Below are 26,316 nucleotides of genomic sequence, written 5' to 3' on the forward strand. Positions count from 1 at the left end.
CTCCGCTAGGTCAAATTGCGCACCACTGTAAAATCCGCTTTGCTTAGTCTAAAGTCCAGAGTATATTGGTTCCAGTCACCTCTGGTCGAGCTGGGGCTGGCTCCAAGTCCGAGGCCAGTGTCCCGATCAAGAAATCCGGTTACATACATTCTTTTGTCGTCGTAGTGTCCGTCAATATGGCTGGCGTAGAAATCAAATTGCCAAAAGTTGGCAAAACGATGCTCCAGTGAGGCAAAAGTAATGTTGCGGTCGCGATCACGATACGTCCAGTCGCTTCCGGTATTGCTGGAGCGGGGGAGATCAGTACGTGTACCGTCGTTGTAATATAAAGGTACGGGCTCACCGTAACTTATTCCATCAACATGATGTTTCTGGTAGTCGACACCGAAATTGACTTCGGTATAGGGCGTTATGTCAGCTTCCAGAATACCGTAAAGAATCGTTTTATCACGCTCTACACTGTCCATGTAAGAACCGGCATCCTGATAAGCCGCAACAAAGCGTCCCCTTAACTTGTCGTCAAAACCAAGACTTGACGAGACATCGGCTTCCGCTCGGGTTAAATCCCATCGACCGGCTTTAATGTTAATAGAAGAGCGGAGGTCTTCCGTTGGTTTTTTACGAATTAAATTGATAGCGGCTGATGGATTGCCCGCCCCCTGTAGTAGACCTGCAGCGCCCCGAATCACTTCTACACGCTCATAAACGGCCATGTCAGAGAGAAAGTCGCCTTCAACACCACCGTAAGCACCGCGCACATTAGCACCGTCAAATTGCACGTTATCAATAGAGAACCCGCGTGCGGTCGGAAAAATGCGATCTGTTTCGGCTCGGTTGACGTTAATGCCGGTGGTGTATCGGAGTGCCTGAGCAATTTCTGTTATTGCTAAATCGTCAATCTGCTGTTGGGTAATTACGGTCATTGACTGCGGGGTTTCTCTAAGTGAGAGGTTAAGCCCGGTGGAATAATTCATAACACGTGTTGTGTAAGAGTTTTTAATTTCAATTCTTTCCATTTCTTCGCTTTTGCTGCTTTCGTCCTGAGCGTAAGACGGCAAAGCAGCTGAGGCTGCGCCTATGCCCAGTAATACCGCTAAGTGAAGAGGGGATTTTTTTAAATGCTGAGTTATCACCTTTATATCCTCACCTGTGTAAAGTGTAGAGAGGTTACTATAATGTTAATGATAACTATTATCAATTGTATTTAAGGTGAGCTATTGCCGCTATGGCTTTATTTAATGAGATGATGTTTACTTCGGTAATCGCATGCGCCGCTTTTTTGCTTTAACTGAGAGACCGTTATGGTATTTATCTTTTATGCATTCGCAATTTTGTCTCTGGCAGTGAGCGCTGCTGCCGTATATATGACGCTTATCCAGTCGTTTCCTGTTCAGTGGTCGTATTACCATTACTTTATTCGAAAGCCTTTTACCTGGGCTGTGCTGGTTGCTGGTGTTATCGGTACTTTGCTAATGAGCTGGCAAATTGACGAGCTGCCTTTATGGACGTTTCCTCCTCTTATCCTAATGGCGTTGGCCGTTGTATTAGCGCATCGAATGCATCAGGAGAATGCGTTTAAAGCGGTTGATTTCCCCGCCATGGCAGATGAGCCGCTGAAGCTTTCTCTTCAGGACAACATGGAGCTGGCTGTTATTGAGTGCGATGGTGTTACTAAGGCTTACCCGCTAGACTATGTAATACATCACCATATTATTAATGATCGTTTCGATGACAGACTGGTAGCATTAACTTATTGCGCTATGTGCCACAGTATTATTCCTTTCGATGTCACCGATATTGGCCCTTTGTTTGTCGGCTCGTTTAAAAACGCGAATATGATTGTGGCTGACAAGAAAACTAAAACCTTTTTTCAGCAAGCCAGTTGTGAATCGGTTATTGGCAAGTTACACCCGTATACACTAACAATGATCCCGTTTCAGGTTTTAACCTGGAGTGAGGTGAAAAAGCTGAACCCCTGTCCTAAGGTCGTGAGAGTAACAAAGCAGGACTTTAAAGCGTTTGAGCTTCCCGTTAAGGGCCTTTGGAAAAAGGTTATAGCGAATGGTTTGACCCCAGGACTGTCATCAAAAAAACCGGGATAATACCTTTTCGCCCCGAACGCATGTGGTGGGCATTACCGATAAAATCGCTAACCCGCAGGTTGTGTACCTTAAAGGCGAGTTACTAAAGCAGGGCGTGGTTAACAACGAAGAGTTAGGTGTTGTGCTTGTCGCTGTGAACGGCTCAGTTCTTGGTTTTAAAAGCTCAGTCGAGGAAAAGCCGGTGAGCATTGAACCCGGTGCTAACAGCACGCTTTGCGACACTAAAAGCGGAACGGTGTGGGATGTTCGCGGTAAGTTTATAAAAGGCGAAATAGAATCGAACCTGGTTCCTGTAGCTATTTCCGATGAATATTGGTTCTCCTGGAAGCTGTTTAATCCCGGCAGTAAGCTGGTGCATTGCAAATAAGCACCAGCAAATACCGGAAATTTAGCGATTCATCGGTATGTGGAATACGATGACTCTCTTAACGAAAAACGATACCGCCATCAATTAACGGAGCCTGACCCGTCATGTAGTCAGAATCGGGGCCAGCCAGATAAGATACAAAACTTGCTACATCCTCTGGTGTTTGCGCGCGGCCAAGAGCAATGCCATCAACATACTTTTTATATGTCTCGCCTACGGGCGCATCAGTAAGTTCAGCAAAGCGTTTGTCAATTTCAACCCACATATCGGTGCCAACGACTCCGGGGCAGTAGGCATTTACCGTAATACCCTGGCTTGCATATTCCAGGGCTGCGGCTTGAGTTAACGCGCGCACGGCAAACTTAGTTGATGAGTAAACACCCAATAATGCAAAACCGTTATGACCCGCGATAGAGGAGGCATTGATAATTTTGCCTTTTTGTTTGCGCTCAATAAACTTCTTCGCTGCTGCCTGAATGCCCCAAAGGGTACCATCAACATTAATTTTCTGAATTTTATCTAATTCTTCTTGAGTGACATCCGCAATCGCCTGAACTTGTGCAATACCGGCGTTGTTCACCATGATGTCGAAACCACCAAGCGTTTTTTCAGCGTGATCAATGGCAGCGTAAACCTGCTCCCGGTCACTTACATCAGCTTTGAATGTTGTTGCTTTCCGGTTTAATGCTTCTACTTCTCGGGAGACTTCATTCATCTTGTCTTCGTTTAGGTCCACAATGGCAATGTCGGCACCATCTTTTGCCAATCGCAAAGCTATAGCGCGCCCAATTCCCTGACCAGCTCCAGTCACTAAAGCTACTTTATTTTGTATAGACATAACGTACTCCTATTTGAAGATTGCACTTCAATTAGAGTACATACGCGGCGGTTAAGTTTCGCAAATGCAGATCAAAAAGTGAGGATTTTCATTACGACATAACCAAGGACATCACTTCCGCAACTGCTTTGTCATCTAAGTCCATTTGATCAACCGTTTCGCCGAGTTGGAGCATGGCCTGGCTAAGTGCGGTATTATAGCTACTGATTTCCTTTTGCAGAGCGTCTATTCGAGCCTTGCGTTCTTCATCGCTCAGGGCACTATCGTTCATAACGTCCCGCAGTTCCTGCTGTTTCTCCTTAAGCTTTTCTCTGTACTCCGCTATCCGTTTTAGTAAGTCTTTTAGCCCTGTGGGAAGGCTACTTTCGTCAATTTTTTCCTTCTTAGAAAGCAGGGAACTTTCCCCTTTTTCAGAGGCAGAGGTAAGTTCTTTAACCAAAGGTGACAGGTCAACATAAAAACTGGCGCTGCTACTGGTTTTGTCGCTCGCAGGTTGGCTATTCGTTGTGGTGTTGAGCGGCTTAGTACTAACCGAAGGCACACTGGAAGAGGCGGTCTTCGTGTATAAAGAGATGGGCATGGCACTCTCTCCAGAAGGTTAAAGGCTATTTCCGTAGGTTTGCCTTAGTATCGGCAACGTTTGCGAATACTTGAGTTCGTCCTTGGAAATAGCCTTTAGCTTACAACTCGCGCCTATATTGTTTAGCGTTTGAGTTTATAGGCAATCACATAATCGCCAATAGTGGTGCCAATAGAGCCGTGACCACCGGCTACCTGAACCACCATTTGTTCACCCTGACTGTTCAGATAGGTCATTGGTGTGGCTTGTCCGCCAGCTGGCAAACGAGCACGCCAAAGTTCTTCACCGGTGGATAAGTCATAAGCGCGCAGGTAGTTATCGACAGCGGCTGCCATAAAGACCACACCACCTTCGGTGATGATAGGGCCACCAATACCGGGGACGCCCATTTTAATTGGCAGCGGGAGCGGTGTCAGGTCACGAACAGTACCGTTTTTATGCTTATACACGGTTTCGCCCGTTTTCAGGTCAACACCGGCCACGTAGCCCCATGGTGGCTGCTGACAGGGGACGCCGGCAGGAGAAAGCAAAGGTTTCATATCCACCGCATAAGGCGCGCCTTCGTTTGAGTTCAGACCTTGTTCTCCCTGGTTGGCCGGACCCATGTCGGAGCCGTCTTTTTTAACCAGCGTTTGTGTGAAGGCCAGGTATAAAGGCATACCGAACATAACCTGACGTTTTGGGTCTACTGCAATGCTGCCCCAGTTGAAGACCCCGAAGTTACCCGGATACACCAATGTACCTTGTTCTGATGGCGGTGTGTACTGGCCTTCATAGCGTAGAGACTTAAACTGAATACGGCACATCATCTGATCCAGCGGCGTCGCTCCCCACATGTCTTTTTCAGTCATGGTGGGTGGACGGAAGGTTAGCGCTGAAATTGGCTGTGTTGGCGAGGCATTATCTGGAGCCACCGTTCCCTGAGGTGCTGATTTTTCGGTAATAGGGAAGATAGGTTCGCCGGTTTCGCGGTTCAGCACATACACATCGCCTTGCTTAGTGGGTACCACAAGAGCTGGTTGTCTTCCGCTTACGGTGTCTAAGTCGAGCAATACCGGCTGGGCAGGGGTATCCATGTCCCACAGGTCATGATGAACAAATTGTTGTACCCACTCTACCTGTCCGGTTTCAAGGCTTAGCGCAACCACAGAGCTGGAATATTTCTCTTCATTTTCAGAGCGGTACCAACCCAGCTGATCGGGTGTGCGGTTCCCCATAGGAAAGTAAATAAGACCCAGCTCTTCATCGGCACTGGCTACCGACCAGCTGTTAGGGGAACTGGTAGTGTAAACTTCATCTTCGGCAATAGGAGCGGTTTCATCCGGGTTACCGGAATCCCAGTTCCATACCAGCTCGCCAGTTTTTACGTCATAGGCACGAATAACGCCGGAAGGTGAGTTTTTATCGTAGTTGTCGTTTACGGAGCCTGCAACCACCACTACGCCATTGGCTACAACTGGCGGCGACGTAGAGTAATAATAACCGGCTTGTTTGAAGGGCATATTGTGGGTTAAATCCAGTTCACCGTTATCGGCAAAGTTTGCACAACGTGCGCCGCTGGTTGGGTCAATCGCAATTAAGCGGGCATCAGAAGTTGGCAAAAAGAGTTCGGCGTCACACTGAACTGGTGCCAGAGTTTCGGCTGCTATATCCAGCTTTTCAGCAGACGGTGCTTCACCGGAGCTGGGTGGCAAATAGGACACGCCGCGACAGGTCTGATGCTGGCGCTGGCTTTCCGGTGGTACTTTGGCGTCAAATACCCAGCGTTTAGAGCCGTTGTCGGCATCCAGTGCCACTAACCAATTGTGCGGTGTACACAAATAGAGTGTATCGCCAATTTTCAATGGCGTTGCTTCATAGGTGGTTTCACCGACGTCTTTAGGCCCTTTCATGTCGCCGGTGCGGTAACGCCAGGCTTCTTCCAACTGCCCCACATTTTCGGTGGTGATTTTATCCAGTGGCGAATAACGCTGACCCATATTCGTCCGGCCATAAGCGTACCAACTGCCTTCCGGAGAGTTGCCCAGTTTAGGTGACTCGCTGTCTACTTGAGTATCCAATTTGCCGGATAAGTCATGCGGGTTCGCGAAAAGGCTGCCCAGTGTCATTAACGCGAGAACGGCCCAAACGGGGAGCAATACTTTGCGCCTGCCATTGTCTGCCACTTTGGAAAGTAGCAAAGGTATGGCAAGCACCAAAAATAAACCTATGCGGGGTGCTAATGCCCACCAGTCATACCCAGATTCCCATAATGACCACAGCATGGTGAGGATCAGGAATACAGCGAACAAAGTGCGGGTTAACGGATGCCGTTTGTAACCAAGCCAGGCATTAAATAGTAAAATCACGCCTGCTAGAGCGTAATAGAAGCTGCCACCCAATGTAAGCAGGTAAATACCGCCTACTGTTAAGGCGAGGCCAAGAAGTGCAATTAGAATAGCGAATAAAATCATAGCAATGATTCCATATGTTGAAATGCATACAGATGTGAGCGATATTCTAGCAGATGGAATACCAAGTCACCGCTGAATTTGAAGGAACAGTATGAACATTACAAGGAAGAACTTAAGCGAGGCGGCAGATAAAAACATTATATCTACTTCGCAAGCCGACGCTCTTTTTGAGTTTTTTAAAGAGCAACATCAGGACAAGCCTCAGTTTACGTTCAATCATGTGCTGTATTATCTGGGCGGGCTGATTGCTATTGGCGCAATGACGCTGTTCATGAACCTGGGGTGGGAATCCTTCGGTGGTGTCGGCATTGTTCTGATATCCGTTCTTTATGCCGCTATTGGCTTAAAGCTTACTCATGTTTTCTCCGCTAAAAGCTTATCTATTCCCGCAGGAATCTGTGCCGCCTTTGTGGTCTGCTTAACGCCGTTGGCTATTTATGGCCTTCAGCAATGGTTGGGAGTGTGGCCCGACGAAACTGTCTATCGTGAGTATCACCGATATATAAAGTGGCACTGGATATACATGGAGCTGGGCACCCTGGCTGTCGGTGTCATTATGGCGTGGAAGTACAAATATCCTTTTTTAGTTATGCCTATAGCTGTGACTCTTTGGTATATGACTATGGATATTGCCGTCATGATTGCTGGCGGTGACATCAGTTGGGAGTTAAGAAAACTCGTATCCTTGTACACTGGGCTATTAATGATAGGTCTTGCATTCTGGGTGGACATTCGTGCGCGTGATACCGTCGACTATGCTTTCTGGATTTATATCTTCGGTGCTTTGGCTTTTTGGGGCGGCCTATCTTTTATGGAATCAGACAGTGAGCTGTCAAAATTTGTTTATTTCTGCGTAAACCTTCTGATGATAGGTGTTGGTGTATTACTGGTTCGCCGGATATTTGTGGTGCTTGGAGCCCTTGGAAGTTGCTTCTATCTTGGTTATTTAGCTCAGGATGTTTTCCAGGATAGCTGGCTATTTCCGGCCGCTTTAACTGCTATTGGTCTGGGGATTATTTACTTAGGCATTCTCTGGCAAAAGCATGAGAAAGCTATTACCAAAAGGTCGCGTGAGTTGCTTCCTGCGGCGTTACGGGAGTTGTTAGAGGAAAGATCTTAACGGACAAGCTGGATGTTGGATACTGGCAACTGATACTTTGTGTTGAAACATAGCCCGAAATTGGAGGTTTCCATGTCGAAAGATGATGATTTTCTATTTCAGTCAGAAGAGCTTGAAAAAGCGCTCGCTATACTTTCAAAGCATCTCGCTGGCGACCGCGGCGTGACGCCAGAAAAGCCCGCTTTTAATCTGCCGACAGAGCTTCCGGTCGAGGGACTTGGAGGCTCGGCTGCTTTAGAGCATTTGGCGAAGGGCTTTTTTCCTTCGGCAGCCCGGCTTAATCATCCCGGCTATTTTGCGCATATGGATCCGCCGACTCCCTGGGTGTCCTGGGTTGGTGCGCTCTGGGCTGCGTCGTGTAACCAGAACCTTTTACATACAGATACCGGAAAAGGGGCTCGGCAGCTTGAGGAAACCGTCGTTCACTGGCTTAGTAAATTTTTTGGTATGGACGGTGGGCATCTGGTTCCGGGATCGACAGTGGCGAATATTACAGCACTTTGGGCGGCACGTGAGCTTAAGGGCGTACATAATGTGGTTGCGAGTGAAATGGCACACTTAAGTATTCGTAAGGCCGCCTCTCTTCTTAACTTAAACTTCCACGAGGTACCCGCGGACAGTCAGCATCAGCTGCGCCCGGAAGCGATAGAGAATATCGATATGGAGAAAACTGCTGTTGTACTAACCGCCGGGACTGTTGCGGCGGGTGCTATAGATCCTTTGAATGCTTTTCCAGATGCTGCATGGCGTCATGTTGATGCAGCCTGGGCGGGGGCCCTTCGTTTAACTAAACATTCCAATTTGTTGGATGGTATTGAGAGTGCAGACTCTGTTTCTGTGTCAGCTCACAAATGGCTGTTTCAACCTAAAGAGAGTGGTGTTGTAATGTTTAGGCAGTCTAAGGAGGCTCATGAGGCAATGAGCTTCGGCGGAGGGTACCTTGCGGTGCCGAATGTCGGGTTGTTGGGCTCTCATGGCTCTACTGCGCTTCCTCTGGCTGCAACGCTTATGGCCTGGGGTAAAGAGGGTATTGCGGAGAAAATTGAGCATTGCATGCAATTAGCGCAGCGGCTCGCGTCTCGTATAGAAACTGAACCAGCCTTAGAGCTTTTCGCAAAACCGGTTACTGGCGTTGTGCTTTGGCGGCCTCGGAATGCTTCTCCGACTGAAGTGCGCAAACGAATGAACGAGGCGTTTGTTTCATTGACCCAAGTAGGTTATGAAAGCTGGTTTCGTTCAGTAGCGGCTAACCCACAAGCCGATCCAGACCGCGTGATTGATAGTGTTCTTGCCGCAATTGAAACAGAGTAGGTATGGAACAGCCAAAAAAGGGGAACATCAATGCCATCAAAGGTCGTTAATTTTGCCGAAAAATTGAGTAAGTTTTCCGAACACTGGTCGCCACGGGTGGTTGCCGAAATGAACGACTATCAAATTAAGGTCGTTAAAATTAAAGGGGAGTTTGTCTGGCACGATCATAAAGATACTGATGAAGTTTTTCTGGTACTCAAGGGAAAAATGGGTATTGAGTTCAGGGATAACGTTGTGCAGTTAGCGGAAGGCGAAATGTATGTGGTGCCTAAAGGAGTAGAGCATAAACCCTTTGCCGAGAGCGAATGCCAGGTGCTCCTGATTGAACCAAGTGGCGTTATCAATACAGGTGAAGCCGGTGGTCAGCTTAAGGCGAAGAACAATGTTTGGGTTTGAGGTTAATTCGTAACCTGCTACAGTTGAAACAGTCTTTAAAAAGCCTTTTTAAGGTTGGTTATGAAAACGGAAACGGTTACCTATTTAAAAGAGCATGCTAACTCGCTTGAGCTAGAAGAAGACTTACTGGTAACTAAAAAAGGTAAGCCCGCCTATATGGTGCAGTCATATTCTGATTACGAGTTTCAGCAGGAAATCATGGCTTTACTTAAGTTGGTCAAGTTGTCTGAAAAGACTCTAAGCAGCAAAGAGCTGAGTCTAGATGAAGCCTTCGAATAATAACTGCGCGGTGGTTGCTTCAACGGTATTTAGATTATCGTTACAACGCTTTAGAGCCAAACCTGCAAAAAATTGATTGATGAAAGTGGATTCGGGATAGCCTAACTCAATGAACTTAGCTCTCTTTGACTTTGACGGCACAATAACTAACCAAGACACCTACACAAAGTTCCTGCTTTACGCAACCCCTAAGCACCGCGTTATAGCAGCTCTGATTTTAGCCGCACCAATTATTATTCTGTATAAACTGGGGCTTTTAAAAGCCTCACGAACGAGGCCTGCGTTATCCAGAATTGTATTCTGGAATCGTCGTGAGTCTGAAATTTTAAAGTCAGCGAAAGAATTTGCTACGCATTACCTCCCTAGCGTTATAAGAGAGGAAGCACTTGCAAAAATTGAATGGCATAAAGAGCGCGGCGACGAAATTTATGTGGTGTCAGCATCGTTAAATTCATATTTATCGTTTTGGTGTAAGGCTCAGGGTATTAAGTTCATATGCAGTGAACTGGAGCTTAAAGACAATAAATTAACAGGCCGTTATGTTTTCGGCGACTGCAGCCTGGGCAATAAGGTGAAAGGGATTAAACGTACCCTCGATTTGTCAGCTTTTGAAACCATATTTGCCTATGGTAATACCGAAGAAGACATGCCCATGTTGGCATTAGCGGATGAAAAGTACTTTAGGTGGCAACGTATATCTGAATTAGCAGAGCCTTCTGCTGGTTTGAAAAATTAAAATGTTATTTGTTAATGGGTAACCGAAAATGGATCCACATACTCTGGCTTCACAGCTACGTCACCCTAGTGGAGAGCATGCCGCTGAAGTCGCTTTAAACATGAACAGTGCAAACGGTCAGTTGAACGTAAAATGCATAAACCTTTTAAACCTACAACATTCAGAATCACTGCTTGAAATTGGTCCCGGCAATGGAGTTTTTGCTGCTGACATAATCAAACGGGCTGATAACCTCTCCTATACCGGCGTTGACTGGTCAGCAGATATGATTGCCGAAGCGAAACGCATGAACGAAGATATAGTGACTTCGGGGCAAGCGACATTTCAGCAGGGCAATTCCTCTCAACTCAATTTTGATAGTAATGTATTCGATAAGATTCTGACCGTTCATACTCTCTACTTTTGGGACAAACCGCTTGAACATTTAGCGGAAATTCGACGTGTTCTTAAACCTCAAGGGCTATTTTGCCTCGCTTTTGGCGATAGTTCGTTTATGAAAGACTTACCTTTTGTGCCTTATGGTTTTGAGCTATACGATAAAGAACTTGCCTGTAACTTGTTGCAAGAATCGGGGTTTAGATTACTAAATGCGGAGTATTATGTAGAGCAGGGCGTTAGTAATACAGGTGAAGTCGTTGATAAAATAATAAATATCATTATCTGCGAAGCTTAACTAGAAAGCCGGAAACCCTTTTACCGACTCAGTTACAGGGACAAAACTTGACCAATTTTAAATACATTCTGGTTCTTGCTTTATTGGTAAGTGCTTTCACGTATGCGGACGATACTGCGATCGCAGAGGACAAAGAAAAGTACTGTGATTTTAACTTATATTTACCAGCAAAGAGTGAGGGAGCCCCGGATACCTTACTGTTAGAGCGTTCTGACCTTAGTTCGTTAAATACAACTACCGACAATAATACGGTTCAATGGACAATAGAAGTGGCCGACCATGCGCTGAGTAAATGGAAAGCCGCGAGTAAAGAGCATATTGGTTTACCCATGCGAATTTATTGTGGTGATGAATTGATATCAAGCCCCGTTGTCAGGGCACCACTTGGAAAGAAGTTTAGAGTGACCGGAATGGACGAGGGCGCTCGTCGCATACGTTAGTTCCTCCAGGCCGTTATGCAGAAACTTAGGGTTAAGTTTCTGTAAAGGTGTCCACAACTGTATTGGAGCTGGGTATTAAGTTGGGTAAACTCAGTTTACAAAATGACAACACGGTGCCAATGGAAGGTGCATAGTAAGTTTTCTTCCGTTAGCTGTATTGTGAAGAGCCGCGCTATTACTAATAAGGGAATGTCTTATGTCGATGCACGAGTTTGAAGACCTGGTTGAGTCGTCGGTTAACTGTCTGGCTCAGTCGAAAACAAAGACGAGCCAGGAACTGCGCTCGCTATTCTGGAACCTCTATCAATTTCAGGAATGTTGGGATACTGGTTTTACTCATCTTCGTGTTATTGACACTTTGTTGAAACACAACTTTGTTTACCAATTTAAACTCACTCAACACCCTGACTACGCCGCGCATAAAGCCTTTTTCGATAGCGTACGCGAGTTTACTTTTGTTGGACTTCACCCTGAAGAAAAGTGGAACGGCGAGACAAACCCCACCGTCGGCTACATTGAACCACCTTACCTATATTGCGATGCTGGCTCACCGCTCTGGCAGAAATTCGTCGAAGCAGGCTTGCTTACGGGCGACGATGCATTGCCGCCGGTGGAAATGGCTATTCAGGATACGGCAAAAGAAGTCATTGTTGAGGCAAAAGAGCAGAGTAACCCTGAATTAGTCAGCCTGTGGTATTCCGCATTAGGCTTATATTTATGGTCTTTTCACGAGGAAGCGCAGCTGGAAGAGGCTAAGTCGGATGCATCCATTAAGGCAATTAGAGGTATTGTTCAGGAAACCGGAGCGCTTGATCTTGATCCGGGTCATGGCTTTTTACAGCAACCGCCGCCGGAAGCTTTAGAAGAATATCCGTACTTGTTCTGGTGGTTTCAAATAAACGAGTAGCACACAAAGATGTACCAAAAAAATAGGTAGGGAAACAGTGAATATATACAAAGTTTTGGGTGTTGCTTTTGTCAGCGCAATGCTGAGCGCGGGTTGTGCAGAAAGCAAGGAAGCTAAGCAGGAGGGTCGAACTGTGTACGAGCAAATTCAGCAACGCGATGAACTTCACGACGCCCGTTTTGAAATATTAAAAGGGCTTGAGGACGAAGAGCTCGGACGTGCACTGTACGGTCAGGAAATGTCTAACTTCCAATGGATGATGGACGTTTTTGTCTTTTATGCCGGGATAGAAAAAGTTGAATACACTCAGCCGGAGTTTTTCCATTTCAACCAATACAGTGACAGGGACGCAATGATCGAAGCGTACTTGCAAAGTATGGTAGCGGTAAACAGTTGGAAACACCTCTCTTGCATGCAATATTCAAACGAACAGGGTTTTACTCTGAAGCCTGGCTTTGAGTTTCCGTTTCGTTACAGTCTGACATACACCAATATGATTTTCGACAACGGTGATACCTTGGGCTTCCCTGAATATGCGAGCTTTCCTGATATGGCAAATAATAAGCAGGCATTGGGCGATATTGTCGATACACGTGAAGAATTCTGTTTCACCGAGGCACGCGATGAGAAGTCCCCCAGACCAGTTGCTGTAAAGGGAGAGTTTTATGCAGAATTGCCAGAACAGATAATTACATTTGAACTCAGCGCTGAAGATGTTGGAGAAACTCTGGAGCGGGACGGCTTTTTAATTAACGTGCTGGAGTTTGGGGAAGACTATTACGTAGTTGAAATTAGTACTGAAGACGGCACTGCCCCCGCTAAATTGTTTGGGAATGAAGATGTTCTTGCTGAGGCCGTTACAGCCAATGGGGATTATCTTGCCTGGCGGTCAACTCGACGTCGGCCTATGTCTGAGGTTTATCAGGAAAACGACCTGCTGGAAGAGGTGATAGAAAAGGCTAAACAGGGAAATATCGATTTAGAAGCTGTAAAAAAGGATTTTGAGGCCTGGCAAAAAGACAGTAAAGAGGCGCGCGCTGGTAAAATATACTTAGGCAGGGCCTTTAACGGACAAGTAGACAAAGGATTGTTAACGCTATTAGTGTACGGTGAAGAAAGCCAAAAAGTGGAACGTGAGTTAGAGCTTCCAGTGCTTGACCTGCCATATTCCCGGACTTATGAGATCAGCCTGGGCGATATACCTGAGATTGAGCTAACGGCTCCTGTTTACAATGATCGTCTGCCTGTTACAGCATCCCGTACCGAATTAAATGCACAAGAAATTTCAGATTTAATGACATTACTGCATTTCCGGGGATATGAGTTCGACGACCCGAAAAGACAGGATGTTGAAACCCCCGGAGTTATAAGGTGGTTTTACCCCAATGTACAAAGTGATGTATTTATTGAAAGTGGTAACCGGGTGGCGGCATCTGCAATGGCCGGTCATAAGTTCTTTGATGAAAATAATGAGCCAGTGCAGGATGCCGCTGAAGTTGAGTTAAAGAAAAGTGGAAACCTCGAAAGCACGGACTTAGAGAGCATTGAATTTGCTTATGACTTTAAAGCGCACAGTATTGATTATTATCCAAAAAGGTTCACAACCAAACCTGAACGTTTTAAAGCCGCGCTTCCAGTGCTTATCGCGCCTAATCTAACGAAAGAAAGCTATGCTAAAGACGAACTGCCGCAAGGCGTAAGTCTAAAAGGTAACCGACTCATTATTGACTACGCGGAGTTTGAGCCGCGCGAAACGATAAAAAGAAAAGCGTACGAACAAGAACGTCGCCGGAATGAGGTTTTTGTTAAGGATAGCAAGGGATACCTCAAGGAAATAACGAGGCAGTCTTTTGTGTATGCTCATGGTCGGAACAAGCCACCGGTAGATGTTTACTATTTTTATGGCGAGCCCGAAACCTTTGAAGTTTGGTATATGGGGGAGGCTAAATTTATCGACTATGACGTAGATATTGACTTGAATTCTACTGGCACGCAGAACGCAAAGTAGTTTATAGGCTTATAGCTTTATTGCTCTGCGCTAGCGTTCGCGGCTTAAGTTCGATAAAGTAGCGGGCATGAAAATCTCATGGTTACTCATTACAGTCATCCTGATATACAGCTTTTTTACCTGTGCGTCTGTGGTTGGCCATATGGAAGACGCAAGCCACAGCAGTGTGGATGTTGTTTTTGATGTAAACCATGGTTTGGAACATAGCCCGAATTCTTCATCTTTAGATCTTGAGCAGGGGCACGACCACCAGTTTCATGCGCACGTTAGTTGCATTACTGGTTATGGCATTAGTGTCTCTGCTTGTCCCGTTATTACCGAAGCTCAACCTACCGCTGTGATTTTTGATAAGGGTTTAGCCCATCAACCGCCGGTTCCCCCACCAAACGCTTAATCTCCATTTCTACCGTCATTTTTAAATAGCGAACAATTGGAGAAAAAACATGAAGCGTTTGAGCTTCGTGGTGGTCTTTCTGGGTGCCATATTGGTGTTTCCGGTTAGTGCTGCCGCGTCAGATTTAACTTTAAGTGATGCATTAAACCGCACGCTGAAGAGTAACCCCGATTTACAAAAGTACGATTACCAACAGCAGGCCGCCGAGGCACTGACTCTGCAGGCTGAGTTTTCACCTAATCCGAGAGTTGGACTGGAAGTTGAAAACTTTGCTGGCTCTGGTGAAAGCTCCGGTCTGGATAGTGCGCAGATGACGCTGTCCTTCTCTCAGGTCATTGAGTTAGGTGAGAAACGCCAGCAGCGTATGAATGCGGCTACAGCCGAAGAAAAAGTGCAACAGGCCGAGTTTGAATACCAGCGCATTGAGGTACTGGCACAAACCACACAACGCTTTTACCAAGTACTCAAGCTGCAGGAGTTTATTCGTCTTAGCAAGCAGCAGCTTCATCGTATGGAGAGTCTCTTAGAAACTGCGCAGGAGCGGGCAAATGCCGGCGCGGTTCCAAACTCTGAGGTAACCCGTATCCAACTTCAGCGCGAGAGCCAACGGGCTGATATAGAGGAACTGAAAGGCCAGTTGGCTAAAGCGCAGGCAAAGCTCAGCGCAATGTGGGCTGAGCAGCCAAACTTTAACCAAGTTTCGGGGACTTTTTATTTCCCCTTAAAGTTGCCGAAGCAATCGGACGTTCTAAATGCAGTAAATAAAGCGCCTGAATATTTACGCCTGTTAGATTCCGAACGCTTATTGCGGGCTCAGGCAAAGGCGTTGGAAGCAGACTCTACCTCTGACTTAAGTCTCGGATTTGGCGTACGTTACAACAATCAGTCGGATGATACCGGTTTTGTTGTTGAAGCTTCGATGCCATTGCAACTGCAAGATCCTAATATCGGGCGTATTAAGCAGCGTCGGGTTTTGCATCAATCGAACCTGCAGCAGCAAAAACTAGTGCGAACTCAGTTGCGCTCGCTGGCACTGGCGCTAATAAACAGCCTGCAAACCCACCAAAACTACCGACAAAAAGTGAAAGACACGCTATTGCCATTGGCACAGCAACTGGTCGAACAAACGAACCAGGGCTATGTGCGCGGTACGCATTCGTTATTGCAGGTGCTGGATGCGCAGAATGAGCTAGCTCAGCTCGAGTACCAAAGAGTTTCGCGGGAGCACGCCATATACAGCGATGTCATTCAGCTGGAACGTATGACCGGACAAGCATTTTTAGGAGAACAGCAGTGAAACTATCAACTTACTTTTTAGCAGCTGCTTTGTTGGCTGTCTGTAGTTACCCCCAAAAAATCTGGGCGTCGGAAGATGACCACCATGAAAAGTCGCATACCGAACTGAGCGATAAAGCTATTGAAAACGCCGACCTGACTATGGGACAAGTTAGCTCCCAACGCATGGCTGTGACTCAAACTGTTTTCGGCGTAATTGCCCCGGAGAATAACAATATTGCGCATATTAGCGCCCGCTATAAAGGCATTGTGAGTTCGCTTAATGCCAATATCGGCGACTCAGTTAAAAAGGGCGAGGTACTTGCCGTAGTCGAAAACGTCAGTACAGGTACCAAGTTCAATGTGGTCAGCCCCATTAGTGGCGAGGTTTCTGAACGATTTACTAATATTGGTGAACTGGTTGATCAACAACCTTTATTTCAGGTAATTAATACCGCTTCAGTTTGGGTAGAGTTGTCAGCATTTCCCGAAAACGTGGAGGCAATGCAAGAAGGTCAGAGCGCTGAGGTATATGACTTACACCACCATAAAACGGTAAGCGGTACAGTATCTTACATTGCACCTCAGATGACCGGCGGTCACATAGCCCGGGCACGCGTCGTGTTGCCCAATAAGTCAGGACATTGGCGCCCGGGAATGCATGTTAAAGCGGATGTCACAACTGACACCTTTACTGCCGATATCGCGGTTGAGTCCGATGCCATTCAGACCTTGAACGGAGAAACCGTAGTTTTTATCCGCAACGGCAACCGGTTTGAAGCCAGTGAGATTAAAACAGGGCGCAAATCGGGTGACTACGTCGAGGTTCTTTCGGGGCTTCAGTCAGGCGCAGAGTATGTCATTGGCAACAGTTATTTGATTAAAGCTGACATTCTCAAACAAGGTGCAGGGCACAGCCACTAGGGGGACTATCATGATTGATGCACTCATTCGCTTTGCGGTTGAACGCCGCTGGTTAGTGGTGGCTGCGACCTTTTTGATTGCGGCTGTTGGTGTGTATAGCACCATGAAGCTGCCAATTGATGCGGTGCCGGACATTACCAATGTGCAGGTACAGGTGAATACCGAGGCGCCGGGTTATTCACCGCTGGAAACAGAACAACGTATCACTTACCCGGTAGAAACGGCTATGGCGGGCATTCCGAAGCTGGATTATACCCGCTCAATTTCTCGTTATGGTTTGTCTCAGGTAACCGTGGTATTTGAAGAAGGCACCGACATTTACTGGGCTCGACAGCAAATTAGTGAGCGACTACAGCAGGTTAGAGGGGAACTGCCGCAAGGCGTTGAACCCGCAATGGGACCCATAGCCTCCGGTTTGGGAGAGATCTTTAACTACGTTGTCAGAGCAAAACCAGGGGCAACCGACGCAGAGGGTAAGGCTTATACTGCGGAAAGTCTGCGCACTATACAGGACTGGATCATTAAACCGCAGTTGGTAAAAGTACCGGGGGTTACCGAAATAAACAGTGTTGGCGGCTATGAAAAGCAATACCAGGTTGCACCTCAACCGGGGCGTATGCTGGCTTACAAAGTGACCATGAAGGACTTACTAAAAGCTCTGGACTTGAACAACCGAAACGCCGGCGCCGGATATATAGAAAAGAACGGGGAACAGTGGCTGGTGCGCTCGCCGGGTCAGTTACAATCTCTGGAAGACATTGGCAATGTGGTGGTATCAAAGCGGGACGATGCGCCGGTTCGGGTGCGCCATGTCGCTGAAGTCAAACTGGGTGAACAGCTGCGCACCGGTGCAGCTACATCTAATCAGGAAGAAGTGGTTCTGGGCACCGCCATGATGCTTATTGGTGAGAACAGCCGCATAGTGTCACAAGCGGTGTCTGAAAAGCTGGAACAAGTGCAACAAAGCTTACCAGAAGGCGTGGTTGCTGAGCCTATTTATAATCGTACTACCTTAGTGGATAAAACCATTGCCACGGTTGAGAAGAACCTTTTTGAAGGTGCGGTTCTGGTTATTGTGGTTCTGTTTATCTTGCTCGGCAATATACGTGCTGCCTTGATCACCGCATGCGTTATCCCGCTTAGTATGCTGTTTGCTATTACCGGAATGGTCACGAATAAAGTGTCCGGCAACCTGATGAGCCTGGGTGCGATAGACTTTGGCATTATTGTCGATGGGGCCGTTATTGTAGTGGAAAATGCTTTGCGACGACTGGGTAATGCGCAACAGCGGTTAGGAAGAGTGTTAAGAACTCAGGAACGCTTAGTTGAGGTTATGAAAAGTACGCGTGAGGTATTCAATCCGGCGGTATTCGGTGTCCTCATTATTATGCTGGTATACCTGCCCATATTCGCGTTAAGCGGCGTGGAAGGAAAAATGTTCCATCCTATGGCCTTTACTGTCGTTGCGGCGCTGCTGGGTGCCTTGATTTTTTCGGTCACTTTTGTCCCTGCCGCTGTCGCTATCTTTGTCCGTGGCAATATTAAGCACGGCGAGAACAAAGTGATGCGCGGCGCTCGTAAAGCTTATCAACCGGTATTAAGGGGGGCTCTAAAACTTCCGGTGTTCGTTATTGCTATCGGTTTCGGCTTGTTCGCTGTTTCTTTGTTTCAGGCCAGTCGTATGGGTACGGAGTTTTTGCCGCAACTGGACGAAGGCGACATTGCGATGCATGCCTTGCGAATTCCGGGCACAGGCTTACAGCAGTCGGTTGATATGCAAAAAGACGTAGAAGCCGTGGTGGCGGAATTTGCCGAAGTAAAGCGCGTCTTCTCTAAAATTGGTACACCAGATGTAGCAACGGATCCGATGCCACCGAGCGTGGCTGATACCTTTATTATGCTGAAGGAGCGCAAAGACTGGCCCAACCCGGATAAAACTAAAGAGCAACTGGTCAGTGAAATTCGTGAGGAGGTACAAGAGTTACCCGGTAACAAGTACGAATTTACCCAGCCGATAGAAATGCGGTTTAACGAGCTGATTGCTGGAGTGCGGGCTGATCTTGGCGTACGTATATACGGCGACGACCTTGAGCAGCTCAAACAACTGGGTGACTCAGCCGCGGCTATTATCAGAGAGGCTCCGGGGGCTTCCGGCGTGCGCGTTGAGCAAATGACCGGCTTACCTATCTTGTCTGTTGAACCTAAGCGAGACCATTTGGCGTTGCTGGGGCTTACGGTTGCTGATGTACAAAGTACACTGCAGAGTGCCGTAGGCGGCATTCAGGCTGGGGTTATTTATGAAGGTGACAAACGTTTCAAGTTATTGGTTCGGCTGGACAATGACTGGCGGCAGAACATTGAAAAATTGAAACAACTGCCGGTAGATGTGCCTGCGGCAAATAACCCAGAGCTACAGTACGTGCCCTTAGGTGAAGTAGCTAAACTAACCCTGGCTAATGGTCCTAACCAAATTAACCGGGAAAGTGGTAAACGGAATGTCATTGTCAGTGCTAACGTTACTGATCGCGACTTGGGCTCATTCGTTAATGCGGTTCAGGAAAGTTTAAACACAAACCTGGATATTCCGACGGGTTACTGGATTGATTATGGCGGCACTTTTGAGCAGTTGCAGTCAGCTTCACAGCGACTGAGTCTGGTGGTTCCGTTGACGCTGCTGCTTATTTTAGGTCTGCTGTATAGTGCTTTTGGTTCTTTAAGCAGCGCATTGATCATCTTTACCGGAGTGCCGCTGGCATTAACTGGCGGAATTTTCGCTTTGTCATTGCGAGGGATGCCTCTGTCTATTTCTGCGGCGGTGGGTTTTATTGCCTTGTCCGGCGTCGCGGTGTTAAACGGGGTTGTTATGCTGTCTTTTATCCGGCAGTTACTCCGCGATGGCTTACAGCTGAAAGACGCTGTATTTGAGGGAGCGCAACAACGTCTGCGACCGGTATTAATGACCGCTCTTGTCGCGAGCTTAGGCTTTGTTCCTATGGCGTTTAATACGGGTACAGGAGCAGAGGTTCAACGGCCTCTGGCCACCGTTGTTATTGGCGGTATTATTTCGTCAACGCTTCTGACGCTGGTTGTTCTACCCGCGTTGTTTTATTTGGTAAATCGATTTAAACAGGCGAAAACGTAATTTTATTAATGCCTCCGAATAAGCGCGTTCATTTTGAGCGCGCTTTTTTATTGATTTACTCTTAACAAGTTAGTTTGGTTTTATTAACATGATTAAAACAATAAGTTCCGATTATTAAGGAAACAACATGAACTCCGGCGCGAAGGCATTAGCTGCTAGCAAAACTAAATTCGACCGCAAAACCTTTACCATTTTATTTTCCGTTCTAAGTTTACTTTTCGGTGTGGGGCTAGGGTTGGCAATAAGTCTGATTGAGTTTACCGGCAATTCTGAAATGTACTCTCAACTTGCTTTTAGTCTGATACCCGCAGCTGTTATTTGGACATATGTTCTTTTTCATTATTTAAAACGGTTTTGATTGTTAGGTTTATTTAATGCCTTTTGAAGCAAAAAAGCAGGCCGCACTGGCTGAACTTGAAAACTCCAAAATCTGGCGGCCTAACTATGAGCCGCCGTTCTTATTGTTTATGTGGTGGTTAGGTAAAAAAACAAGACCACCGCATTATAATAGTTTTATGCGTAATGCTCTGAGTTTAGGTTCTTTTTTTGCTGTCGGCTGGGGCTTAATTATGTGGCTACTTGTCTGGAACTCTACCGGGCTCTCAGTATTAGCGGGTATTGGTGCGCCGCTACTGGCTGGCTTAACATTTGGTCTTATTATGGCTTGTTACTATAGCTTTAGCGCAAAGCGAAAAAAATTATCCCGTTGGGAAGAACTGCCCGAGATAGATGAGAGCGCTCAGCAATATTCCTGACTCTAATCTAGAGTTGCATAGATTTTGATGTCGACGCCAGATGTTCAGGCTTAGCTAACGACAGCTTTTATTTGTTGTTAGGGGCGTCTTTCGGTATACTACTTTCCCGTCTGAATGCAATCCCAAATTTGACCTGACCAACTAGGTATCACATGGCGACAAACTATATTTTCGTAACCGGCGGAGTTGTATCCTCGCTGGGTAAAGGCATTGCTGCAGCCTCCCTGGCGGCAATTCTAGAAGCACGGGGCCTTAACGTTACTATCATGAAGCTGGATCCCTACATTAACGTAGATCCGGGTACCATGAGTCCAATTCAGCACGGTGAAGTTTTTGTCACCGTAGACGGAGCTGAAACCGATCTTGACCTTGGTCACTACGAGCGTTTTATTCGCACCCGTATGACCAGCAGCAACAACTTTACCACCGGCCGTGTCTATGAAGACATTATCCGCCGTGAGCGTAAAGGTGAGTTTTTAGGAGCGACCATTCAGGTCATTCCTCACATTACCAACGAAATTAAGCGTCGTGTTATTGAAGGCAGTAAAGGCTTCGATATTGCCATTATTGAAATTGGTGGCACGGTGGGTGACATTGAGTCACAACCTTTCCTTGAAGCCATTCGTCAGTTGGGCACGGAAATTGGTCGTGACCACACCTTATTTATGCATCTGACCCTGGTGCCATTCTTAGGCGCTGCGGGTGAAGTGAAAACCAAGCCAACACAGCACTCAGTGAAAGAACTGCGTTCTATTGGTATTCAACCCGATATATTGATATGCCGTTCAGATCGTTCTTTACCGGCAACTGAGCGCTCGAAAATCGCTTTGTTTACCAACGTAGAAGAGCGCGCGGTTATTGGCCTGCGCGACGTTGACAGTATTTACAAAATACCTTCTATGCTAAAAGCTCAGAGTCTGGACGATATAGTGACCAAACGTTTCCGTCTGGACTGTCCTGAAGCCGACTTGCATGAGTGGGAAGAGGTACTCTATCAGGAGTCGAACCCGAACGGTGAAGTCACGGTTGGTTTTGTCGGTAAATACGTTGAACTGCCTGACGCTTACAAGTCAGTTAACGAAGCCTTAGCGCACGCTGGCCTTAAGAATCGTTTAACAGTGAACATTCGTTACATAGACTCACAAGATTTAGAAACCAAAGGTACCTCTAAGCTTGAAGACGTGGATGCTATTTTGGTTCCCGGTGGCTTTGGTGGTCGTGGTATTGAAGGAAAACTAATTGCGGCGAAATACGCTCGTGAAAACAATGTTCCATATTTGGGCATTTGTTTAGGTATGCAAGTCGCAATGATTGAATTCGCTCGTAATGTGGCTGGTTTAGCTGGCGCTAACAGTACGGAATTTGATGAGAGTTGCAGCGATCCTGTGGTGGGACTTATCACTGAATGGATGGATGCCAGTGGCCAGAAAGAATTGCGCGATAAGCATTCTGATTTGGGGGGCACTATGCGCCTGGGCTCACAAGAATGTCATTTAGAAAAGGGCTCTAAAGCACTTAAAATGTACGGTAAAGAGACTATTGAAGAACGCCACCGTCATCGTTACGAAGTGAACAACCATTATGTTGAAGCACTGGAGAAAGCTGGCTTAAAAATTACCGGTTACTCGCACGATAAGCAGTTGGTTGAAATTCTGGAAAACCCGAAACACCGCTGGTTTGTGGCAGTACAGTTCCACCCGGAATTCACTTCAACGCCGCGTGACGGGCACCCGTTATTTAAAGGCTTTATAGAAGCTGCTGGCGAATTTCATAAAGAGCGTTTGGGTTAATAACCCGGCTAATGATTAAGCATTAAACAGGATTTAAGCATGAGTAAGATTGTTAAAGTTGTTGGTCGTGAAATTATGGACTCCCGTGGTAACCCGACGGTTGAAGCCGACGTTTATTTAGAATCTGGCCACATGGGCCGTGCGGCAGCACCAAGTGGTGCATCAACCGGTTCACGTGAAGCTCTGGAGTTACGTGACGGCGACACTTCTCGTTACTTAGGTAAGGGTGTTGAAACGGCAGTCGCCAATATTAACGGTGCTATTGCTGAAGCCTTAAGCGGTATTGATGCGATTAACCAGGAAGCTGTCGACAACATTATGTTGAAGCTGGACGGTACCGATAATAAAGAAAAGCTAGGTGCTAACGCTATTTTAGCTGTGTCTCTGGCGGTGGCGAAAGCAGCGGCTTTGAGTAAAGGCATTGAGCTTTACGAACATATTGCCAACCTGAATAACACCAGCGGTAAATACAGCATGCCACTGCCAATGATGAACATCTTAAACGGTGGTGAACATGCAGATAATAACGTGGATATTCAGGAGTTCATGATCCAGCCGGTTGGCGCTGAAAGCTTCAAAGAAGGCCTGCGTATGGGCGCTGAAGTGTTCCATGCTCTGAAAAAGGTTCTGCAGAAGCGCGGTTTAAGCACAGCGGTTGGTGACGAGGGCGGGTTTGCGCCTAACTTGGCATCTAATGAAGAAGCCTTGCAGGTGATTGTCGAAGCGGTTGAAAACGCGGGCTATAAAATGGGCAGCGACATTACCCTGGCTTTGGATTGCGCTGCATCTGAATTCTACCGTGACGGTAAATACGAATTGTCTGGCGAAGGTAAGTCCTTTACCGCCGAAGAGTTTGCTGATTATCTGGCAGAGCTGTGTGACCGTTATCCTATTATTTCTATTGAGGATGGCCTGGATGAAAGCGACTGGGACGGCTGGAAAATCTTAACCGAAAAACTGGGCAGCAAAGTTCAGCTGGTCGGTGATGACCTGTTTGTAACCAATACGCGTATTCTCAAAGAAGGTATCGACAAGTCGATTGCCAATTCAATTTTGATTAAATTTAATCAGATTGGTAGCCTGACAGAAACCTTAGCAGCCATTGCGATGGCGCGTGAAGCAGGTTACTCGGCGGTTATTTCTCACCGTTCGGGTGAAACCGAAGACGCCACTATTGCCGATTTGGCAGTAGGCACCGCAGCGGGTCAAATTAAAACCGGCTCGCTGTGTCGCTCTGACCGGGTTGCTAAGTACAACCAATTATTGCGTATAGAGGGCGATTTGAATGGCCAAGCGCCTTACCGCGGACGACAGGAAGTCAACGCTGGCTAATCAACAGGCGGACATATTTCAGCCGCTGGCTCAGCAGGGCGATTTTGCCGAGCTGTGCTCAGCGCTGTATGAACGTGAATTACCGCAACTGGCACAGGTTAATGATATGCCTGTTGCGGCTCTGCAACGTCGTTTAGCCAGTCTCCCGCACTATATTCGTCACGCCGCTCATGGTTGCCTCAATGCAGTGCAGTATTCGCCGTTAAAGTTGGATGTTCAGAACGCCAGCTGGCAGGCTCCTCAGCCAACTAAAGCTCCTTCAGCCGGTATATCTGCCGAAGGGCAGAGCCAATGGTTTGCTAAACATGCAGCTTTGGGTCTGGTGGTTCCTGTTCGTTATCAAACTCCTGAATTTACGACCATAATGCTCGACAGCATCGACCGTGTGGATCCTGATAAAAAGCGTCTGCATCTGAATTACCGTGGCTGGTTTGATTTTACCGGGCAGGGTGAACATAGTCAGGATACCTTACTCAAGCCTAATAAGCGTGTTATGACCGCAGCCAGCTGTGGACATCAGTGGAATCATAAAGGGCGCGTTAACCCACGCACCTTAACGCTGCGTGAGTTGTTACTGGTGGCTACTCTGGACTGGAAAAAGTTTCAGGTGGCATTGCGGATAGCTCGTTAAGCCAGTCCTGCCATACCGGTTGTAATCCTTTCGCTTTTATTGCCTGCGCCACTTCACTTACTGGCCTGTCGTCATCTATGGAAAACTGTTCCAGCTCTTGTTGCTCGTTGGCGTAACCGCCGGGCTGAGTTTTCGATTCGGCACTGACCGAGGTCACACCTAACCGGAACAATCCATCACGAAGCGCCTGCTGTTCGCGCGTGGAAAGGCTGAGTTCTACATCGGGGAACCGCAACCGATAGGCGCAAATTAACTGAACCAGTTGTTTATCAGAAATTGTCCTTGCGTTATCGACACCACCGGCACAGGGCCGTAGCCGGGGAAACGACAGCGAATAACGACTGCGCCAGTAGCGTCGCCGTAGATAATCCAGGTGCATGGCGGTAAAGGTGCTGTCCATACGCCAGTCTTCCAGTCCGATCAGCGAGCCGAGGCCAATTTTATCGATACCGCATTCTCCCAGGCGGTCGGGCGTTTCAAGCCGCCAGCGGAAATCGCGTTTTTTGCCTTTTAAATGATGTTTAGCATACGTGGCGGCCTGATAAGTTTCCTGATAGACCATAACCGCATCCAGACCCAGCGTGCGTAATTCAGCGTATTCATGGGTAGCCAATGGCTGCACTTCAAACATCACATAGCTGAAATAGCGTTTGATAATAGGTAGCGCCTGACGAAAATAATCAATACCTACCTTGGTTTCATGCTCGCCAGTCACTATCAGCAGGGTGTCAAAACCTTTGGCTTTTATGGCCTGACATTCCTGCTCGATTTCAGCTGGCGACAGGGTTTTGCGCTTTAAGCGGTTACTCATGGAAAAGCCGCAGTAGCTGCAATCGTTAGCACACAGATTCGACAAATACAGCGGAATAAACAGGTGCAGGGTATTACCAAAGCGCTGCCGGGTCAGTTGTTGTGAGCGCTCTGCCATAAGGGGCAGATAGGATTCCGCCGCCGGCGACAGTAAGGCCATGAAATCACTGGTATCCAGGAACTGCTTGCTTAATGCGGTTTCAACATCAGCCGTGTTTTTACTGTAAAGCTGCAGGCGGGTATTGTCCCAGCTGGTCTGCTCCCAGGTAGTATAAAAGCTCATAGCGACTCCAGAAACTCCGTTAATGGGCTGGATGCGGAAGCTTTTAAGGAAGCATTCTGACTTAAACCTGCTTCAAAGGCCTGACGCCCAACAATAACCGCGTCGCGAAAGGCTTTTGACATAGCGACAGGGTTATTCGCGGTGGCTATCGCGGTATTGACCAGTATAGCGTCTGCACCCATTTGCATGGCTTCAACGGCGTGGCTGGGTGCACCAATGCCCGCATCGATAATGACCGGCACCGAAGCCTGCTCGATAATAATCCGTAGGAAGTCTCGAGTAAGCAGGCCCTGGTTTGAGCCTATGGGGGCGCCTAACGGCATAACTGCCGCACAGCCAACTTCCTCCAAGCGTTTACACAATACGGGATCAGCACCGCAGTAGGGCAGTACGGTAAAGCCTTCTTTTACCAAAGTTTCAGCGGCTTTTAGGGTTTCTATCGGGTCCGGCAGCAAATAGTTGGGGTCGGGGTGTATTTCCAGTTTAAGCCAATGGGTACCTAAAGCTTCACGGGCAAGGCGTGCAGCAAAAATAGCGTCTTGTGCAGTTTTGGCACCAGAGGTATTTGGCAAAAGCTGTAAACCTAAGTTTTGTATAGGCGTGACAATGTCGTCAGTGGGGCGCTCAAGTTCAACGCGCTTTAATGCCAGCGTTACTAACTCGCTACCGGAAGCCGCAAGGGACTTCTGCATAACGTCCGCGCTACTGTATTTGCCTGAGCCTATGAGTAAGCGGGAATGAAAATCGCGATCGGCTATTTTCAGCATGGT

Annotated in this window: 26 protein-coding genes; 20 read left to right on the top strand and 6 right to left on the bottom strand. The window is 47.3% G+C overall.

Going from position 1 to position 26,316, the window contains the following annotated elements; genetic code table 11:
• Nucleotides 1-5 precede the first annotated feature (5 nt).
• A complete protein-coding gene (locus tag DEU30_RS13630) occupies nucleotides 6-1,133 on the bottom strand; it encodes a TonB-dependent receptor plug domain-containing protein (RefSeq protein WP_227016303.1) in 1,128 nt (375 codons plus the stop codon).
• 168 nt (nucleotides 1,134-1,301) lie between these two features.
• On the opposite strand from DEU30_RS13630, the gene DEU30_RS13710 reads away from it, so the two are divergent.
• On the top strand, nucleotides 1,302-2,102 hold the full coding sequence (locus DEU30_RS13710; RefSeq protein WP_011234045.1) for a DUF3179 domain-containing (seleno)protein: 801 nt from the start codon (nucleotides 1,302-1,304) through the stop codon (nucleotides 2,100-2,102).
• Nucleotides 2,103-2,124: 22 nt separating this feature from the next.
• Nucleotides 2,125-2,469: a DUF3179 domain-containing (seleno)protein gene (locus tag DEU30_RS13715; protein ID WP_208107274.1), complete on the top strand. Its 345-nt coding sequence runs from the start codon at nucleotides 2,125-2,127 to the stop codon at nucleotides 2,467-2,469.
• Nucleotides 2,470-2,527: 58 nt separating this feature from the next.
• Here the strand turns inward: DEU30_RS13715 and DEU30_RS02040 are convergent, their stop codons facing one another.
• The 3 genes from DEU30_RS02040 to DEU30_RS02050 form a co-directional block, all read right to left on the bottom strand.
• Nucleotides 2,528-3,307 (bottom strand): acetoin reductase, encoded by a 780-nt coding sequence (locus DEU30_RS02040; RefSeq protein WP_011234043.1) that lies wholly within the window; start codon nucleotides 3,305-3,307, stop codon nucleotides 2,528-2,530.
• 91 nt (nucleotides 3,308-3,398) lie between these two features.
• Complete coding sequence (locus tag DEU30_RS02045) at nucleotides 3,399-3,887, bottom strand: hypothetical protein (protein ID WP_011234042.1); 489 nt, start codon at nucleotides 3,885-3,887, stop codon at nucleotides 3,399-3,401.
• Nucleotides 3,888-4,009: 122 nt separating this feature from the next.
• Nucleotides 4,010-6,340: a glucose/quinate/shikimate family membrane-bound PQQ-dependent dehydrogenase gene (locus tag DEU30_RS02050; RefSeq protein WP_114981449.1), complete on the bottom strand. Its 2,331-nt coding sequence runs from the start codon at nucleotides 6,338-6,340 to the stop codon at nucleotides 4,010-4,012.
• Between the two features lie 91 nt (nucleotides 6,341-6,431).
• Between DEU30_RS02050 and DEU30_RS02055 the strand changes: the two genes are divergently transcribed.
• The 18 genes from DEU30_RS02055 to DEU30_RS02140 all read left to right on the top strand — a co-directional run bounded on the left by DEU30_RS02055 (nucleotide 6,432) and on the right by DEU30_RS02140 (nucleotide 24,453).
• Nucleotides 6,432-7,460, top strand: a complete 1,029-nt coding sequence (locus DEU30_RS02055; RefSeq protein ID WP_114981447.1) for a DUF2157 domain-containing protein — start codon at nucleotides 6,432-6,434, stop codon at nucleotides 7,458-7,460.
• A gap of 72 nt (nucleotides 7,461-7,532) precedes the next feature.
• Nucleotides 7,533-8,771 carry an aminotransferase class V-fold PLP-dependent enzyme gene (locus DEU30_RS02060; protein WP_114981445.1) on the top strand — a complete coding sequence of 413 codons (1,239 nt, stop codon included), beginning with the start codon at nucleotides 7,533-7,535 and terminating at the stop codon, nucleotides 8,769-8,771.
• A 30-nt stretch (nucleotides 8,772-8,801) separates the two neighbouring features.
• A complete protein-coding gene (locus DEU30_RS02065) occupies nucleotides 8,802-9,167 on the top strand; it encodes a cupin domain-containing protein (protein WP_114981443.1) in 366 nt (121 codons plus the stop codon).
• Nucleotides 9,168-9,227: 60 nt separating this feature from the next.
• Nucleotides 9,228-9,446: a type II toxin-antitoxin system Phd/YefM family antitoxin gene (locus DEU30_RS02070; RefSeq protein ID WP_114981441.1), complete on the top strand. Its 219-nt coding sequence runs from the start codon at nucleotides 9,228-9,230 to the stop codon at nucleotides 9,444-9,446.
• A 109-nt stretch (nucleotides 9,447-9,555) separates the two neighbouring features.
• The gene (locus tag DEU30_RS02075) at nucleotides 9,556-10,182 is read left to right on the top strand and encodes an HAD-IB family phosphatase (RefSeq protein ID WP_114981440.1); all 627 of its coding nucleotides are present in this window, start codon (nucleotides 9,556-9,558) and stop codon (nucleotides 10,180-10,182) included.
• A gap of 28 nt (nucleotides 10,183-10,210) precedes the next feature.
• The gene (locus DEU30_RS02080) at nucleotides 10,211-10,855 is read left to right on the top strand and encodes a class I SAM-dependent methyltransferase (protein WP_114981438.1); all 645 of its coding nucleotides are present in this window, start codon (nucleotides 10,211-10,213) and stop codon (nucleotides 10,853-10,855) included.
• 47 nt (nucleotides 10,856-10,902) lie between these two features.
• A complete protein-coding gene (locus DEU30_RS02085) occupies nucleotides 10,903-11,295 on the top strand; it encodes a hypothetical protein (protein WP_110014063.1) in 393 nt (130 codons plus the stop codon).
• Nucleotides 11,296-11,491: 196 nt separating this feature from the next.
• Entirely contained in the window at nucleotides 11,492-12,202 is a 711-nt protein-coding gene (locus DEU30_RS02090; RefSeq protein ID WP_114981436.1) for a hypothetical protein, read from the top strand.
• Nucleotides 12,203-12,239: 37 nt separating this feature from the next.
• Complete coding sequence (locus DEU30_RS02095; RefSeq protein ID WP_114981434.1) at nucleotides 12,240-14,210, top strand: hypothetical protein; 1,971 nt, start codon at nucleotides 12,240-12,242, stop codon at nucleotides 14,208-14,210.
• A gap of 67 nt (nucleotides 14,211-14,277) precedes the next feature.
• Nucleotides 14,278-14,604, top strand: coding sequence for a hypothetical protein (locus DEU30_RS02100; protein WP_227016301.1), 327 nt, complete (start codon nucleotides 14,278-14,280; stop codon nucleotides 14,602-14,604).
• A gap of 49 nt (nucleotides 14,605-14,653) precedes the next feature.
• Nucleotides 14,654-15,901: a TolC family protein gene (locus DEU30_RS02105; RefSeq protein WP_114981432.1), complete on the top strand. Its 1,248-nt coding sequence runs from the start codon at nucleotides 14,654-14,656 to the stop codon at nucleotides 15,899-15,901.
• Nucleotides 15,898-16,803 (top strand): efflux RND transporter periplasmic adaptor subunit, encoded by a 906-nt coding sequence (locus DEU30_RS02110; RefSeq protein WP_114981430.1) that lies wholly within the window; start codon nucleotides 15,898-15,900, stop codon nucleotides 16,801-16,803. The genes DEU30_RS02105 and DEU30_RS02110 overlap by 4 nt, the downstream gene beginning before the upstream one ends.
• Before the next feature lie 10 nt (nucleotides 16,804-16,813).
• Nucleotides 16,814-19,945, top strand: a complete 3,132-nt coding sequence (locus DEU30_RS02115) for a CusA/CzcA family heavy metal efflux RND transporter (protein ID WP_114981428.1) — start codon at nucleotides 16,814-16,816, stop codon at nucleotides 19,943-19,945.
• Nucleotides 19,946-20,072: 127 nt separating this feature from the next.
• A complete protein-coding gene (locus tag DEU30_RS02120) occupies nucleotides 20,073-20,303 on the top strand; it encodes a hypothetical protein (RefSeq protein ID WP_114981426.1) in 231 nt (76 codons plus the stop codon).
• Between the two features lie 16 nt (nucleotides 20,304-20,319).
• On the top strand, nucleotides 20,320-20,700 hold the full coding sequence (locus tag DEU30_RS02125) for a DUF6404 family protein (protein ID WP_114981424.1): 381 nt from the start codon (nucleotides 20,320-20,322) through the stop codon (nucleotides 20,698-20,700).
• 152 nt (nucleotides 20,701-20,852) lie between these two features.
• On the top strand, nucleotides 20,853-22,490 hold the full coding sequence (locus tag DEU30_RS02130; RefSeq protein WP_114981422.1) for a CTP synthase: 1,638 nt from the start codon (nucleotides 20,853-20,855) through the stop codon (nucleotides 22,488-22,490).
• A gap of 39 nt (nucleotides 22,491-22,529) precedes the next feature.
• On the top strand, nucleotides 22,530-23,822 hold the full coding sequence (eno, locus tag DEU30_RS02135) for a phosphopyruvate hydratase (protein ID WP_114981420.1): 1,293 nt from the start codon (nucleotides 22,530-22,532) through the stop codon (nucleotides 23,820-23,822).
• Nucleotides 23,776-24,453, top strand: coding sequence for a hypothetical protein (locus tag DEU30_RS02140; RefSeq protein ID WP_114981418.1), 678 nt, complete (start codon nucleotides 23,776-23,778; stop codon nucleotides 24,451-24,453). The genes eno and DEU30_RS02140 overlap by 47 nt, the downstream gene beginning before the upstream one ends.
• Here the strand turns inward: DEU30_RS02140 and thiH are convergent.
• Together thiH and DEU30_RS02150 are read right to left on the bottom strand one after the other, a co-directional pair.
• Entirely contained in the window at nucleotides 24,404-25,546 is a 1,143-nt protein-coding gene (gene thiH / locus DEU30_RS02145) for a 2-iminoacetate synthase ThiH (RefSeq protein ID WP_114981415.1), read from the bottom strand. The two genes, DEU30_RS02140 and thiH, sit on opposite strands and share 50 nt — an antisense overlap.
• The gene (locus DEU30_RS02150; RefSeq protein ID WP_114981413.1) at nucleotides 25,543-26,313 is read right to left on the bottom strand and encodes a thiazole synthase; all 771 of its coding nucleotides are present in this window, start codon (nucleotides 26,311-26,313) and stop codon (nucleotides 25,543-25,545) included. The genes thiH and DEU30_RS02150 overlap by 4 nt, the downstream gene beginning before the upstream one ends.
• Nucleotides 26,314-26,316 lie beyond the last annotated feature (3 nt).

Origin of the sequence: Idiomarina sp. 017G, assembly GCF_004362265.1 — a bacterium.
Taxonomy (GTDB): domain Bacteria; phylum Pseudomonadota; class Gammaproteobacteria; order Enterobacterales; family Alteromonadaceae; genus Idiomarina; species Idiomarina loihiensis.